The sequence below is a fragment of the Parapedobacter lycopersici genome (genome assembly GCF_024643285.1).
Taxonomy (GTDB): Bacteria; Bacteroidota; Bacteroidia; order Sphingobacteriales; family Sphingobacteriaceae; genus Parapedobacter; species Parapedobacter lycopersici.
Genome location: NZ_JAMSLW010000003.1, coordinates 336,898 through 352,049 on the forward strand (window position 1 = coordinate 336,898; position 15,152 = coordinate 352,049).

A 15,152-nucleotide genomic window follows, 5' to 3' on the forward strand; every position below is an offset into this window, starting at 1 on the left:
ACATTTACCCGGGTAAGAACCGATTGAACGATGATGAAGTTCCTTTTCCTTCCGCTGCTGTTTCTATTACCCGGCCTGGGTGCCTCCGCGCAATTTGCAGGCTACTACATCGCACCGGCGAAAACTGATGGCCAGCCCGAGGTACGGCTGGTGATCGAGGAGGTTGGGCGTTATCACCTGTTTGCCAATGAGCGGTATTATCAGGGCAAGTGGCACTCCCTTGACAAGCAAAAGGCCGAATTAGTGATTGATAACCCGGATGCTGTTGAACTCTATGTATCCACCGGTAACGAAAACGGCGGGCAGATCCTGTTCACCGGATTTGGCGACCAGCAGGCCTTTTTCCAGCTGGGCAGCACCGGCTCATTCCGGCCCATTTTTAAGGAAGAACCAACATGTCCGTACAGCAATACCCAGCAGCTCGGCGTCTACCGGTCAGATTTCGATGAGGTAACCGTAGCGATAAACCGTCCGGCCGATCAGGGAGATTCTCTCACCACGCTGTATACCTATCAGATCCCGAAAGAATACGATGAGCTTTATGTTGATGTCAATTCAATTGCTACCTATGCAGGCAAAAAGCTAACCCTTGAACAGCAGGACAATCAATACGTCGTAGAAGGCATATCATTCGAAAAACAGCCTGATTCAACCCCGATACTGAAGGTGCTGGTTGAGCAGTTGCGGTTATTGCACAATGTGCAGGTCGATCATTTCAAGATGGTACACTACCTCCAGTCAGACCGCATTAAGCGGATAACGCCGCGCATCTCGCGCCGGGTGATCCGTACCAGTGATGTCCCTATTTTCAGTATCGAGTGCCCGGACGTAAACGATTTCCCGGTGGAAGCACCTATGCCGCCGAGGTAATTGTACGCCAACATTACGCCAAACCCTTATGACAACGCTTTTTTAATCCGTTCAATTTTCCAATGCCGGTCAAGCACGTATGTGCTGTCTGTTTTTTCCAGATGCTCATAAATAGTCAAGCATTGTGCATACAGTTTTTTGTGATCGCCAGGGTTGTTATCCGCAATGAATAAAAGTATGTCAGCAAGTTTATCTAAACTTTCATTGGTTAGCCCCTGCTGTGTTTTGAGTGTGTCTATCAAGTTGTCGGAGGGAATGTCAGCCAGTTTCTGGATGTCAAGGCCCAACCCGTTTTCAAGCGCTTGGTTTATGGTTTCAATCCCATCGTTCAGTTGGCCCTTATCTTTCCGTCCGAGTAAGTCGGAAAACAACCTGGCCAATACAAGTCCAAGCTGGTCAATTTGTTTTTTCAAGTAGTCTTCTTGTGCCATACTCAATAAATATACGCAATAATCTCACGGTAGAATAATGCCGATCCCAATACCCCTTTATTTGTTAATTAATGTAAAGAAAGTTAAAATTGTTAAATGTCTGATTGTCTGTAATTTGGTTGGTTAAGTTTGCGGCATACAATTACGTTATGCACAAACATCAACTTTTCATTGTGGCCGTTCTAGTAGCTATTACGGTCACAGCAAACGCGCAAACCGTTCCTTCGCCACAACAGAAGCATTACCTTGATCTGGGTGCCCTTGCCGGCTACAACCCGCACACCAAGGGAATCGTATACGGCGGTGGGCTCAACTATGAATACCGGCCGGTGAAGCAATGGGGTTTTACCGCCGGATTTAATTACGACTTCACCAAGACCGATCAATCCGGTATATGGACAACCGGCGCTCCCGGGGTTACCAGCACAAAAGCCGATTATTGGGGGCTGGGGATGTATTCTGCAAGTGTAGGAGCAAGGCGTTACATCGGCCGTTTCTTTGTCGGCGCTTCATTTGGTCTGGCCTATGAAAGAAGCTGGGCAAAAATGGACGATGGCGTCCGTACCGCCGTTACCGATCGTTATGGATTCCATCAACATTATTATGTGGGTTACCAGATCCCGCTGGGGAACAACCAATATTTAGAGATTATCGGCGGAGCCTTCGGTGCCGGGCCGCTGAAAGTAGGCGGGGGGCTGCGCTACAAATTTGGTCTGTAGCCGGTATCCGGTATAAGGATGTTAAATCCCGGCTATTCTGATTCGGAATAGCCGGGATTCACTGGAAATCAGTAAAATGGCGAGAACCGGTAAAACCATCCTTTTCAGCCAAACAGCCATTACACTTGCTATCATCAACGTATATATAGCCAAATTTTGTTTCGGAAATTTGCAAACTGCGGATGCCGGAGGGCAACCACGAACCTGCTAACGCTTCAAAACGCCATGCAGCTGCCGCACCTTGCCCACGGGTACACGGTCAGCAGTAAACGCGAGCTGTACTTCCCCGGAATATTCCTATTTTTGAACGAATCAACGAATACAAACAAAGATGAGTAGTTTAAAAGGAAAAAAGGCGATCATAACAGGCGGGGGCCGTGGCTTAGGGAAAGCCATTGCATTGGCTTTTGCCGCTGAAGGTGTAAATGTCGGTATTACCGGACAACATGAGGAAAACCTGCAAACGGCGATGTCCGAGCTTCGCGGGCATGGTGTGGAGGCGAGCTATGCGGCATTTAATGTGGCAAATGAGGCCGAAGTGAACAGCGGCATCAAGCAGCTGGCCGACGCATTGGGCGGTGTAGATATTTTAATCAATAATGCCGGCGTTGCGCAATTTGGTACTGTGATGGAGCTGTCCCCGGCAGATTTTAAGAAAGTTTTTGATACCAACCTCTACGGCGTTTACTATGTTGCCAGAGCCGTGTATCCATACCTGAAAGCATCCGGACAGGGAGATGTGGTGAATGTGGCTTCTACCGCCGGACTGAAAGCGGGGGCTGGCATGTCTGCCTATGCCGCATCCAAAGCCGCGGTGATCTCCCTTTCACAGTCGATGATGGCCGAATGGCGTAAAGATGATATCCGTGTCATTACCCTGACCCCGAGCACCATCGCTACCGATATGAGCAAGCAGTTGAACTTAACCGATGGCAATCTCGAGAAAGTGCTGCAGCCCGAAGATTTTGCGCAGTGGGTATTGGATATCCTGAAGATGAATCGCCGTGCACTGATTGCCAATGGGTCCATTTTCAGTACAAACCCGTAGATTGGCTTTGCCGGCATAAGAAACCAGGGCCCGTTATGCTGATGCCGGACAACACTAAAAGACTTATCGCTATAAAAAGCAACCATGGAAATACTATTGAAAGAGAACGATGCCAAGGGCGCTGCCATCGCGCAGGAAAATGGTGAACGTGCAGGGATGATGAGCTATTCCATCGCCGGAACGGCCTTGATTATCATAGACCATACCGAAGTTGAGCCGGCGTATAATGGTAAAGGGGTGGGCAAGCAAATGCTATACAAAATCGTGGAAATGGCCAGGGCGAAAAACATCAAGATTATGCCGTTATGTCCGTTTGCGGCAAGCCTATTCAAAAAACTCGAAGATATTCAGGATGTTTTAAAAACATAAACTACCGCCGTCAACTAAGTACCTTCAATTCCAGTTAACAAAGCAAACAAGTCCGTTGGTAAAATCAGTCTTTGACTGCTTTGGGCAATTCCTGCTTTGGATTGTACCGGACACCCAGTCGTTCCGCGTTTTCCTCTACCGTTAGGTCGAAGCCTTTCTCCCTGCGCAATTGATTGACCCGTTCCGGGTCTTTGATCGGCCAAACGAAGCCACCGCCTGTCGTATCGCCCGAAGCCTGTGTGCCGTAGATCTGCTTTTTGCCCTCATACATCAGCAGCCTATCTTCCATCATGGCTGCATGGGTGGCTTTTGCTTCGTTTTGTTTGACCTGTTTTTTTAAATGGGGGAGATGTTCCCGGATCAGTTCCTCCCCACCATGCTGCACAACCAGAAAAATCGCATCGGAGGCCTTTTCGCCCACCTTAGTCTGTGGAAGCCAACCATAGGCCGACAGGATCGTTTTGACTTTCATTTGATTTACTGAATCAATTTGCGCCATGCCGCTGAATAACTTTCCCACATCTCCACCCCAGGAAGCTATGAGCTCTTGCCTGATCGCTTGATCTGCATCGTACACCGCTTCAAGTACAAGCCTTAGTGAATCGTAAGGCACTGAATCCGTTGCCATGTTTTGCCCTCCTGTATCATCGCTGAGCGTACTGCAGCTGGTTTGGGCAATCAATAAAATCAGGAGACCCGGCATAGCCATCCTTTTTAGACAAAAGACCATTACGCTTGCTATCATTGAGGTAAATATAACCAATCTTGTTCGATCAGATGACTATTTGTTAATTAATGTAAAGAAAGTTAAAATTGTTAAATGTCTGATTGTCTGTAGTTTGGTTGGTTGAGTTTGCGACATACAATTACATTGTGCACAAACATCAACTTTTCATTGTGGCCGTTCTAGTAGCTATTACGGCCACAGCAAATGCAAACCGACCCATCGCCACAACAGAAGCATTACCTTGATCTGGGTGCCCTTGCCGGCTATAACCCGAACACCAAGGGAATTGTATACGGCGGCGGACTGAACTATGAATACCGACCCGTAAAGCAATGGGGTTTAACCGCCGGATTTAATTATGACTTCACCAAAACCGATCAATCCGGTATAAGGAAGTTAAATCCAGGCTATTCTGGTCCGGAATAGTCGGGAGCTATTATCCGTGTTGTTTTCATCAGCTACCTGTTTTATCCTTACCGTCATTCTTTTCAGCTTTTCCCCCAGTGCCTGCCTAATTTGTTGTTAACCTAACCGATTCAGCAATATTAATCTGCATTCACAGCAAGTAAAAACCCCCTTCCAGCATTTCCACACTTTTCGATGCTTTTTCGAAATGAGGCGGAAAGCTCCAGCCCCTGCCTATAAAGGGTATTTTCTCCATGCTTTATCCTCCGATAATTACAGTCGGCAGCCCGATCACTATGGTGCCGCCATGCGCGGTACTGTCGCCCAGTCGGGCCGCGGGTTTTCCGCTGATCATCACTGTGGATGATCCTTTGATAATGGTATCCGGCGGACCTGTGCAGGTGCATAGATCGCCTAAGCAGGCGGCCGGCTGACCGCCGATTAATACCGTTGGCGCTCCGGGTGGCATCACCGGACCGCCGACATGGGGGGTAGGCCCCGTGAACATCGGGCATACATGCATATCTCCGATTCTTGCTGCTGGCGGCATATCAGTTAATTTGTACGATTGAACCTTTAATTGTTGTCGTTCCGCTGGACTTAGCTTCGAGGCTTGCCGAGCCTTCTGCCGTAAATCCCGTGTTGGCTTTCATATTCACATTCATTCCTTCGGCTTCAAAATCCTTTTGCGCTTTCAGGGTGATTTTTCCTTGTGTTTCAATGGTAATGCCGTTGCTGTCCATGGTGATGGCGTTGTTATGGTCGTCTTCCAGTTTGATCAGGTCGGCATCTTCGTCCATCGTGATTTTTTTTCCAGCCGGGGTTTCAATAATCAACGATTTTTTATTGTCGTTAAAGATCACCTTCATCTTGCTCCGTGTGACGATCCCTTTTTCATGATTTTCATCCGATGCCTGCAGTGGGGCAGGTTTGGCGCTGCTGTTGAGCATGCCCAGCACCACCGGTTGGCGTGGGTCATCGTTCAGAAAACCGACGATCACCTCGTCGCCAACTTCCGGGAGGAAAAAGCTTCCCCTTTCGTCTCCGGCATCGAGCGTGGCCACGCGGGCCCAGATTCCCTGTTCATCAGGGTTGATGATCGGCAGGCGCACCAATATCCTGCATTCACTGTCCGGATCGCTTTCCAACTGCGATACCAGCCCAATCTGCAAGCCGGAAACAGCCGGAATCAATGCCGAAGCGGGCCTGATGCTGGTCTCAAATTTCTCGGTAAACCAATCAGGTTCCAGCCCCAGCTGCGCATCGAGCTGCCAGTTCCCGGCAATGATGGTATGCTGTATGCCACTTACAAAAGCTTTCCCATTAAAACGGTCGCTCAGGCTGTTCAGCTCGACCAGCATGCCCGGCTTAAGCGTATGCACGCCCTTGAACCGCACCCGGCCGCGAACCTTACTCAACACCTGTTTCAGCTTTAAGGTATCGGCCCAAGCCTTCAGTTCCTGTTGCGGAATATTGCCTCCATGATTCAGGTTGATGTCGTCGGAAAATACATTGGCCAAATCGCTCACCGTCAGGTTCCCGTTAAGTTCCGAAGGCGCCTGTGCTTCAGCTTCGTCTATGGCCTGGTCGGCCGGTGTCCACGATCGACTTTTGATTTCTGGGTGCTGATTACGTGCATCGATTTCGGCATCCAGCTCCAGTATAGTCGCGCCGAAAGTCAGCGGCAGGGCAGTACCCTGCGAAAGGTCAGGCTTTTTGACAACCAGGGTTCCATCGTCCGTATATACCAGTTTACCATTCACTTCGGCTCGGTTGACGATGAAATCCCAGTCAGAAGCCTCATACTGGATCAGGTTTTTGTGCGAAGTATCGGTTGTTTCAATATCCGTGTTCAGGCCGCTGTAATCGCGGGCTATCTCGCTGATCGCATCGCTGTCTTTCGTATTGTCAGGAAAATACTTGCTCCGGCGAGACAAGGTCATGGCGATGGCTTTATCCCGGCATTCGACAACCAGTTTAGATGTGCCAGTTCTGATCTTAATGGCATGTTTAATGATTATTCCCTTAAACAAGGTATACGTGTCTGATTCGTATCCGCAGGCAATTTCAATTTCCTTGCCGGGAATAAACAGGTTTTCGTTGCTGGCTTTGAACTGCTCACCGGCAGCATCGCCGTCAATGAAGATCACCCGCGCTGAGGAGATGCGGTTAACCGCCTTTTCCACCACAATGCTCTCGATATTAAACGTACGTGCAATCTCCGCTCCGTCAATTTTAATAAGGGGAGTAACAACAGTACTGGGGCGCGTGGTTTCTATGATCCGGCTGTCTGGCATCTTTATTTGGCTAAGGGTGGAAACTTGATCTTTGTTCGTTTAGCGAGGTAGCGAAAGTTTTGGAGCTTATTTACTTTCGCCACTTCGATGTAATATTTCGAGTCGCCATAGATTTGGTAGCAGAGCAGCGGCAGGGTATCGCCCTCGTTAACCACACGCACGTGGGTCAGATCGGGCGAGCTGGCATTTTCCTGGACATAAACGCCCGGTGTTTTATAGGCCATGATCTTGGTTATTAAGGAGTTTGAACCATTTTGTGACTAAAGCGCAGAATAATGAATTCAGCAGGCCGTACCACGGCCATTCCGATTTCGACAATCAGGCGCCCTTCAAGAATATCCAGCGCGGTCATGGTTTCGCCGAGCCCGACTTTGACAAAAAAGGCTTCTTCCGGTTTGGCGCCCTGTAAGGCACCAGCCCGCCATTGCAGCGTCAGGAAATTTTCGATCATGCCGCGCACTTTCGACCAGGTATTGCCATCGTTCGGCTCGAAAACAAAGGGTTCCGTTGATTTTTTTACCGACTCTTCCACCATATTAAAGAACCGCCTGACCGAGATATAACGCCATTCATTATCATTCCCGGCCAGCGTACGTGCACCCCAGACCAAAATACCCTTTCCGCTGAAAGCGCGGATGGCATTTACCGATTTTCCGGTGCTGGTTACGTTCATATCGGTCTGATCTTCGTCATCAATTTTCACCATCGGCTCTTTCACCAGGTTCAGACTCACATTGGCCGGAGCCTTCCACACGCCGCGGGTATTGTCTACATAGGCATAAATGCCCGCTACAGCCGGTGATGGAGGTGCAATAATGGTAAACTTACTAATCTCCTTATGGATAACATTATAGAGATCACTGTTCACGTGGTAGATGGATGCGGTTGGGTTCTCATCGTCCCGGAGCACAGCATTGTTGGGAATTTCGGCCGCCGAAGCGCCTGTTCCCCTTACAACGGGCTGCAGTTTTTCATTGAGCGCATAGGGCAGTGTGGTTCTGAGCCACGGATAATAAGCCGCACCATAGCTGAGGTTATTTACACCTATCTTTGTCCTGAAATCAGTCGCCAGGTCGGCAAACGACTTAATCCCCTTATCTGCGGCATCGATATAGAGATCAACCAGTACGACGCGGTCTTTCAGAAAGGCGGCCTGCGCAAGCCCCTTGGAGGTATAAAGTCCGTAATATTGATCGATGGTCAGTGTCAATGCGTCCGTCATCAGCAGCATGGTCGGTTCATCTTCCTTTTGCAGGGCGTCAAATGCTTTTTCAAAATCAGCCAACGCCGGATCAACCGCCGCACCTGTCTGTCCGCACGAGGCGATATAGCAAGGTCCACCTCCATTGGCATAAAACAATTGCAGGCTATAGTATAACCTGAATTTCAAGGCAGAAAACGGGTCTGTAATCGCTCCGTCGGTCACGAAACGGTTACCCCTTTTATTGATCTTCAGGCCGGTTGCCCCCGCTGTGCTGAAAACGGTGTTTTCGGCAAACCCGAAAACCTCCTCGTACTCCTTCAGCGATTTGATCCGCGTCGGTTTGTAAAGTAGTGGTAAACCATTGTACGAAATATTTTGTGTATAGCCGATAAAGGCTGGGATTGCCGTTTCGACTTCTGCTACAGATGGTGGGAGACGTGGGGTTTCTTCTACATAGACACCGGGGGTTTTGTATGCCATGATTTTTTTATTTACTATATTTTAGACATATATTTCTGAGAAGACCTGGTTCGTTTCCGGTTTGATCATCTGAACCGCAGGATTTGGAAGCTCTGTCGTGGTCAGTACACCGTTCTTATCTTTTACCTTGACCGGGATAAACCCCTGCCGGGTAAGCAGTAGTGTGGTATCGCTCACCGAGTTGGCGCCAAAATCAACCCCGATATACCGCCAGAACGTATACCTGTTCTTGAACCGGAGCGTAAAAACCGTTTGGTACATTAAATTCAGGTTCATTGGGCTAGTTTAAAAAGTAACCCACCCGCACAAAATCCCTAACTGATACTGTTGTTCAATTCTATTTCTTTGATAATTCCGCGGCTTTCTGTCCGGTTGTCTCTGAATACTTCCACAAGCCGCATCCGGTATAAAACATGTGGGAACTGTTTTCCCCCAAGCGTACTCCATAAGTAATTGGCCTGTTCAAAGGTGGGAGAAAAAAGGTCCAGTGTAAATTTAAAGTTGTTCAGGTCCTCGTTGAGGGTTGGGCTATTCTGATTGGTAAATGTGTTCTTCCCCTGGAAGAACGCGACAATCTGGGAAAGGTAGCTGAGCGACTTCTCGTATGATTTGGTTACGCAACTGGAAAACAGCACATACATGTTGAGGTATACGGGCGCATTTCGGTAAATGGTAGAGCCACCTTCCTGCTTGTAATTCGGAATATTCTTCATGGTCGATTCTTCCGAGATATTGACCAGCGTAATAAACACATTATCCAGCGCCATGCTTTCCTGTTCCGTAAGTTGTGCCACATTCTTTAAGACAACAAACTTTTCGGGCAAATCGGCATTTTCCTCAAGAGTCTGGAGGTAGGCATTCACCTGTTCCGTAAGGAAACTCAACGACTGGTATATCATAGAAGAAATTCAAAACGTGTTATAATTGGTCGATTATATGAGTTACAGGTCTAAGATAACAATATTTAACTAAATTATATTTTTTTTAATAATCTTTTCATGCAGAATGATCGCTTTCTGACATGTATGCGTATTCTTGCTAAATAATGGTTTACAGGTTGTTACAAGCACCTACTCCAAAAACTTAACTTCCGTGTTAACCACCTGCCGTAGGAGGCTAACCGATCTTGGTCGATTAAATGACTAATCTGCTTAACATACTTGAATCTATAACGAAAGGACCACTACACCCCAACGACGAACGTGTAAAACGTCTTAACCGTGACGGTTATAGATTTGGTCGTACCTCTCCTTGGTTTGACATTTAGCTTATAGTCAAACTTTCCCTTCATCATATACGGTTTCAGATCCACTGCACCGTCTGTTACCGGAATGGACAGTGAGGTTTTGTATACATCCGGATTGTTGGCAATCTCCGCGATAACCTTCTCTCCAACACCATCGGCTCCGACCGCCACCCGGATCGTTTCCAGGTTCTGGAGGTTGTTGTCTTCGTCGGCATCTGCCAGTTCGATGGTAATACCGGTGAGATTAATCTTCCTGACATTATCGGCACTGACCAAAGGGGCATTTAGCTGGATAATCGCATCCAGATCCATCGCTACCTCCTTGGTCACTTCAAAGTCCACGCCGGCAATCGGTACCGCTGGTATAGTGAAGGTAATGGCCTCTGCTTCATAGTCAAAATCTGCTTTCAGATTTTCTTTGATTTTGCTGCAAGAAGTTAAAAAGCCTGCGGCGAAAATCAAAATGAATACTAAAACTGGGTGAATCGTTTTCATACGAATGATTAAAATTTTGTCGTAGTGTGCGTGATTTCATCAGCACGCTTATTGTATTTTAACCAAAACGGATGCCAAAAAGCCATTGGCCCTACAGATTACTCCACCATCGCTTGGACAACCCCTATATATGCGGAAGAATGTTTGCCGTTTTCCCGAGCATCCATCACACAGCACCTTCTGACTCCCCAAGGCTCATTTGTCGGGCCATAGGGAAGGGGAACGGGCAGTTTTTCGAATGGTTAGATTTAAGCTTGAAACACAATTCACTCTTACGATGGTTCGAGAAGGCTCAGCAGCGCGTTAACGGCCTCGGCCTCACTCGCCTGTTTTGGGCCAGCTTCGTATATTTCTTGTGTCATTACGGAGCCGGCGGGAACGTCGAAACCGCCAAAAACAGTTATTTTAGCATTAATATAGGTGCCACTATCGTCTAAAATAAACATGATATAGCGCCAATTTGGCTTATCGTTATCATTGTTAGAGAAAATCTCAATGTTGGAATAGGGAGGTTTCCCAAGCCGGTAATCATTGATGGGTTCATGATACGGGTTGTTATTTTCGCTCTCTCTGAGGAATGTTTTTTCGGCAAGAATATGGCCGAGTACTCCTCTATCATAACTAAAGATTCCGGCTGTTCCCATTTCTCCCCATGAGACTACAAATTGCCGATCGGTAACGCCAGCAAGGAAATCTGCGTAATTGGAGTTAACCGTATTATATCCGTGGTATCCCGTTAGGAAATCTCCAAGAGCTTGTTTTATTTCGCTGTCTGATTTAAACATCCGGAATTTGCTGGTTTTGCTTACCGGCACCTCCGCTTTTTTACTACAGGCTGCTATGTTTACCATTACCAAGACAAGTAATAGGGTTAGTTTTGGTCGGTTCATCATGTTTAAGTTAGTGTATCAAATATAGTTATCTTTTTATTCAACTTATCAGCCTTACTTTTTTGACTATCTTTCGCGCCTATTTAAACTAATCGATCTAAATTTATTCGTTATCCTATACGTATTAATTGACAGGTCCTGGTATTACGGTGACATCGGCCTCCTGACCATTAACCAAACGAGCCGACAGCATCAACAATATGCTTGGCAGTAATTTACATTTTTCCATTCAGTTCTTTTTATCACTATAAGAATTGTTCTTCAATTTTCCTTCCATCGAGGTAATTTTGGCGGATCATCGGTTTACCCTCGTCGTCATAAATGATGGTTTCCCCACACAATACCAGATCTTTGAAATGGTTGTCAAACCGTTTCAGCCCATTTTCATCATAGATAATTACCCGTGTCACGCCGTTGCCTAAAAAAAAGGTTTCGCTCATCCCCGTTTTCAGCTGTACCGACTGGTAAACAAGCACCCCATTTTCAAATTTTTGGATGATCCAATCGGTTTCATCCGTTGTAAATCCGCAGCTCCCCGTAAAAAGCTTGTCAGGGTTATCTTTTTCATATGCCAGTTTATTCACGTACACGATCTTATCGGTATATGGCGGAGATTTCTGTTTCATAAGTTTTGCTATTTATTCCTGATCATCGCTGAAATTCCCCGAGTCTCCTTAAAGTGCTCAGTAAAACGTAGCGCTTCCGACCTGTCGTCGAAAATCGCGAAGGGCGGATCAATGTAGTTTTCCTCAGAATACACCAAATGGATCATCTGGTTTTTCATGGCTTATTAGGTTTTGCGGCTCACCGCGTGAAAATCAGCCGTCAAGAGTTTGGCTGGGTTAGTTGTTAGCTAAAGGTAGGGGTTTATAATCCAAAATCCAAAACTGGAAAGGTCATCCGTTGAAAGTAGGAGGGGTAAGCCCTCTTCTCCAGCAACCGTTTTCGAATCCGGGCAAGCCAACAACTAGTAGGACGGCCCCACAGAACGGTTCTAAATTAAAATCGGACTGCCCGAGCTGTCCCGGAATGTTCTACTTTTGAGTTTTTAGTAATTTCCTATGGCAAAAACAAGACTTACCATTAATAATAATGGGTCAGTGAAAATAGAAGGCGATTTTGAAATCGTCGATAAAAGTGGCAACGCGTATGGTCTTCAGGGACGCACAGTGTTAGGTATCTGTCGATGTGGAATGTCTAAAAACAAGCCTTTCTGTGATGGCTCACACAATGGGCATTTTGAGCATGAAGCCGTAGCATTTGATCTGCCTCCAAAAAAGCAGTAATTCGTATTTAAAGGCCCGGCGACGGAGGGAATTCCCGCAGTGTAACGCGCGCGCCCCGGAATTCTTTAGTTTTGGGTGGCTAGCGCCAGATATAATAGCCACTACTTGATCTGATAGTCAAGGGCTCTAAAAACCGTCGGCTTTTTACTTCCAAAAAATACCCTTCGTTACTTACGCCCTGGATTACGCGGAATTCACTGCCAATATCACCCGTGACAAATCAACGGAATATCTCCCTTCCTGATTTTTAGAACCGCTGAATTGAACGTCCCCGTACTGAAAACATCTGTTGATTAAACAAGTAAAGGTCTGTTGCAGTAGCTGGCAAATAATATTTTCCGTCGCTGGTGTTGTCCTTCAGAAAAAATTCCATTGACGCAGATACACTGCACAGTCAACTCCTATAATTGTTCATGATTTTAGCTATTTAAACCTTTTTTTAGTTTGAAACATTGTAGCAAAATGAGACAACCACATATCTATACACAAAATGAAATCGAAAAAGCAGGTAACATCCTTATCTATTTTGCAGAGCGGATTCCTGATTTGTCCAAAAATAAATTACTCAAACTCATATACTTTATAGAGGAAACAGCCATAGAAGCCTATGCGCGGCCTGTTTTGAATTTAGATTTCGAAGTTTGGCAACTTGGTCCAGTTGCAAAGGATCTCTTTGTGGATCTCAGTTCCAGTGAGCAGCAGCTGTTAAGGAATTACATAGAAACCTCACTAGATGAGGGAGGAAGGGCATATGTGTCGGCCAAAAGGCCGTTTGATGATGGTGAATTTTCCGATAACGAAATAGCCCTTATGGATCACGTCATCGATCGGTTTGGGAAATGTACTGCCAAGGAACTGGTCAATCTCACCCACCGCCCACATTCACCATGGACGATGACTGCTCAAAAAAATGGTGTATTGGAAGGGCTACTTGCCGAAAAGATTATGACCACCGATCATCAAATCGATTTCAGTACCCTGTTGGATGACGAAGGAAAACGACGTTATGTAGATCATATCAAATACCTCGACATGTCCAAGTCGATGAAGTAAGTATTGTATTTGCCTACTAGTCAACTCTACATTCCACACTATGTTTCAGCCCAGCACCTTTATTTTCAATCCATGTTATTTTTCGAGCAGCCCGGTCTTGGTATCCCAGCCACATCTATAATTACCTCCTAAGCGAAAAACCCATGGATAAACCACCGCTTGGGGCGTTCATCGTCATAATGCCCCGAGCGGAACAGCCAGTACCGTCGGCCCTGGTCGTCCTCCACATAGTAGTAATCCCGGTGCTCGCCTTCGTCCATCCACCATTCACGTGCAATACGCTCGGGTCCATCCGCCCTTTTTACCTGGTGCACCGTGCCCTGGTACCGGAATACCATGGGTGGGTAATCCGGTATGGGCGCCGTTACATCTATCGGTTCCGGCCTGGCCAGCAGCCGCACGGGCCGGGGCCGGTCAGTGCGCCAGGCACTGGCAACCGGCTCGCTAATGGCCGTTGCCCGCCTGATCGACCGTTCCGGCCAGTGGTGCTCGTCGGGCAGGTAACGGCTTACCGTACAGCAGTTGTCCCTGCCCGTCAGCCGGTCCAGCAGCTCGGCCAGTGCGGTATCTCCAAGCCCCTGTTCGCTGCCCCACAGCGCTTCCTGCACCGGGTCCGCATCTTCCACCTTCGGTGCCTGCAATACAAACAGCTCAATGCCCAGGCCCGGTTCCAGCAGGGGTGTTTTCAGCGCGAAAAGCTTAAACAGGTGTGCGGCGTTGGCCGTAGCGCGGTTGGTGCCGATAGCTACCTGCACGGTTTTGCCATCAATGCGATAACCCATCAGCGTCGCCTTTCGCAGTCCCTTGCCCTCGCCGAGCAGCCGTCGGCATAAGGTCTCCAGTAGCCGTTGTACCGCAATCTCAATTCCGGTGGCCGTGCAGATGGGTTCCAGGCAGGGCAGCCGCTCCTCATACGGAGGCACCGGCTGCAGGGGCTGCAGGTATTCCGCCTCCTGGCCCAGCGCCTGCCGCAGCCGTAGCAGCAGCCCGTCACCAAAGCGCCGGCGCAGCACGGCCGGTGGCATGCCCATAAATGTGCCGATAGTGCGGAGCCCTAATTTCTCCAACCGCAGCAGCACCTCCGGCGGCAGGCGCAGCGCGGCAGGAGGGAGGGCAGGCAGGATGTCCAGCTGGGTACCCCGTTTTACAATAGCTGCCCCCGTCCCGAAGCGCGCTACCGCCCAGGCAGTGCCGATGGTATCGGCAATGGCTATCCGCACCTGATAGCCCTTACTGCCCAGCCGGGTAGCGATCTCTTCGAGGTATAACTGCTCACCGCCCCACAGATGCGCGCAGCCGCTGATATCCAGTGTCAGTCCGTCGGGTGGGGCTACGGCCACCGTAGGCGTATAGCGGATGCACCACAACCCCAGCGCTTTCAGCAGCCTGCCGGCCAGCCCCGGCCGGTCGTCCAGCACCAGCAACTGCGGCACGGACGCCCGGGCATCCGCCGCCGCCATTCCGGCGGTTACACCCTGCGCCTCCGCCGCTGGGCTAACCGCTGATATCACCATGCGACCATGAACGGGTGCCGCAAGGGCAAAAAGCCCGCCCCGCAGTTCCGGCCGGCGGATAGCCAGCCAGTCCGTCGTTAAATAACGGAACCATATGGCAGCAAAGCGTCCTGTCATC

Annotated in this window: 19 protein-coding genes; 7 read left to right on the top strand and 12 right to left on the bottom strand. The window is 48.4% G+C overall.

Going from position 1 to position 15,152, the window contains the following annotated elements; genetic code table 11:
• Positions 1–30 precede the first annotated feature (30 nt).
• Positions 31–870: a hypothetical protein gene (locus NEV57_RS08335; RefSeq protein ID WP_257657855.1), complete on the top strand. Its 840-nt coding sequence runs from the start codon at positions 31–33 to the stop codon at positions 868–870.
• Positions 871–896: 26 nt separating this feature from the next.
• On the opposite strand, the gene NEV57_RS08340 is transcribed toward NEV57_RS08335, so the two are convergent.
• Entirely contained in the window at positions 897–1,301 is a 405-nt protein-coding gene (locus tag NEV57_RS08340) for a hypothetical protein (RefSeq protein WP_257657856.1), read from the bottom strand.
• Between the two features lie 149 nt (positions 1,302–1,450).
• Between NEV57_RS08340 and NEV57_RS08345 the strand changes: the two genes are divergently transcribed.
• The 3 genes from NEV57_RS08345 (at position 1,451) to NEV57_RS08355 (ending at position 3,437) form a co-directional block, all read left to right on the top strand.
• Positions 1,451–2,020 (top strand): hypothetical protein, encoded by a 570-nt coding sequence (locus NEV57_RS08345; RefSeq protein WP_257657857.1) that lies wholly within the window; start codon positions 1,451–1,453, stop codon positions 2,018–2,020.
• 331 nt (positions 2,021–2,351) lie between these two features.
• Positions 2,352–3,068: a 3-ketoacyl-ACP reductase gene (locus NEV57_RS08350; protein WP_257657858.1), complete on the top strand. Its 717-nt coding sequence runs from the start codon at positions 2,352–2,354 to the stop codon at positions 3,066–3,068.
• An 84-nt stretch (positions 3,069–3,152) separates the two neighbouring features.
• Positions 3,153–3,437, top strand: a complete 285-nt coding sequence (locus NEV57_RS08355; RefSeq protein ID WP_257657859.1) for a GNAT family N-acetyltransferase — start codon at positions 3,153–3,155, stop codon at positions 3,435–3,437.
• Positions 3,438–3,501: 64 nt separating this feature from the next.
• Here the strand turns inward: NEV57_RS08355 and NEV57_RS08360 are convergent, their stop codons facing one another.
• Positions 3,502–4,140, bottom strand: a complete 639-nt coding sequence (locus NEV57_RS08360; protein ID WP_257657860.1) for a DUF6624 domain-containing protein — start codon at positions 4,138–4,140, stop codon at positions 3,502–3,504.
• A gap of 228 nt (positions 4,141–4,368) precedes the next feature.
• Between NEV57_RS08360 and NEV57_RS08365 the strand changes: the two genes are divergently transcribed.
• Positions 4,369–4,590, top strand: a complete 222-nt coding sequence (locus NEV57_RS08365) for a hypothetical protein (RefSeq protein WP_257657861.1) — start codon at positions 4,369–4,371, stop codon at positions 4,588–4,590.
• 238 nt (positions 4,591–4,828) lie between these two features.
• Here the strand turns inward: NEV57_RS08365 and NEV57_RS08370 are convergent, their stop codons facing one another.
• The 9 genes from NEV57_RS08370 to NEV57_RS08410 form a co-directional block, all read right to left on the bottom strand.
• A complete protein-coding gene (locus tag NEV57_RS08370) occupies positions 4,829–5,119 on the bottom strand; it encodes a PAAR domain-containing protein (protein ID WP_257657862.1) in 291 nt (96 codons plus the stop codon).
• Position 5,120: 1 nt separating this feature from the next.
• On the bottom strand, positions 5,121–6,866 hold the full coding sequence (gene vgrG, locus NEV57_RS08375) for a type VI secretion system tip protein VgrG (protein WP_257657863.1): 1,746 nt from the start codon (positions 6,864–6,866) through the stop codon (positions 5,121–5,123).
• A 2-nt stretch (positions 6,867–6,868) separates the two neighbouring features.
• A complete protein-coding gene (locus NEV57_RS08380) occupies positions 6,869–7,090 on the bottom strand; it encodes a LysM peptidoglycan-binding domain-containing protein (protein ID WP_257657864.1) in 222 nt (73 codons plus the stop codon).
• Between the two features lie 11 nt (positions 7,091–7,101).
• Positions 7,102–8,550 (bottom strand): phage tail sheath family protein, encoded by a 1,449-nt coding sequence (locus NEV57_RS08385; protein ID WP_257657865.1) that lies wholly within the window; start codon positions 8,548–8,550, stop codon positions 7,102–7,104.
• 21 nt (positions 8,551–8,571) lie between these two features.
• The gene (locus NEV57_RS08390) at positions 8,572–8,826 is read right to left on the bottom strand and encodes a hypothetical protein (RefSeq protein ID WP_257657866.1); all 255 of its coding nucleotides are present in this window, start codon (positions 8,824–8,826) and stop codon (positions 8,572–8,574) included.
• A 38-nt stretch (positions 8,827–8,864) separates the two neighbouring features.
• Complete coding sequence (locus tag NEV57_RS08395) at positions 8,865–9,449, bottom strand: Pvc16 family protein (protein ID WP_257657867.1); 585 nt, start codon at positions 9,447–9,449, stop codon at positions 8,865–8,867.
• A gap of 284 nt (positions 9,450–9,733) precedes the next feature.
• Positions 9,734–10,291 carry a hypothetical protein gene (locus NEV57_RS08400; RefSeq protein ID WP_257657868.1) on the bottom strand — a complete coding sequence of 186 codons (558 nt, stop codon included), beginning with the start codon at positions 10,289–10,291 and terminating at the stop codon, positions 9,734–9,736.
• A 272-nt stretch (positions 10,292–10,563) separates the two neighbouring features.
• Positions 10,564–11,184 carry a hypothetical protein gene (locus NEV57_RS08405; RefSeq protein ID WP_257657869.1) on the bottom strand — a complete coding sequence of 207 codons (621 nt, stop codon included), beginning with the start codon at positions 11,182–11,184 and terminating at the stop codon, positions 10,564–10,566.
• Between the two features lie 242 nt (positions 11,185–11,426).
• On the bottom strand, positions 11,427–11,807 hold the full coding sequence (locus NEV57_RS08410; protein WP_257657870.1) for a toxin-antitoxin system YwqK family antitoxin: 381 nt from the start codon (positions 11,805–11,807) through the stop codon (positions 11,427–11,429).
• Between the two features lie 435 nt (positions 11,808–12,242).
• Here NEV57_RS08410 and NEV57_RS08415 point away from each other — a divergent pair, with 435 nt between their 5' ends.
• Together NEV57_RS08415 and NEV57_RS08420 are read left to right on the top strand one after the other, a co-directional pair.
• Positions 12,243–12,467: a CDGSH iron-sulfur domain-containing protein gene (locus NEV57_RS08415; RefSeq protein ID WP_257657871.1), complete on the top strand. Its 225-nt coding sequence runs from the start codon at positions 12,243–12,245 to the stop codon at positions 12,465–12,467.
• A gap of 462 nt (positions 12,468–12,929) precedes the next feature.
• A complete protein-coding gene (locus NEV57_RS08420) occupies positions 12,930–13,520 on the top strand; it encodes a Panacea domain-containing protein (protein WP_257657872.1) in 591 nt (196 codons plus the stop codon).
• A 128-nt stretch (positions 13,521–13,648) separates the two neighbouring features.
• On the opposite strand, the gene NEV57_RS08425 is transcribed toward NEV57_RS08420, so the two are convergent.
• Complete coding sequence (locus NEV57_RS08425) at positions 13,649–15,151, bottom strand: Y-family DNA polymerase (protein ID WP_257657873.1); 1,503 nt, start codon at positions 15,149–15,151, stop codon at positions 13,649–13,651.
• Position 15,152 lies beyond the last annotated feature (1 nt).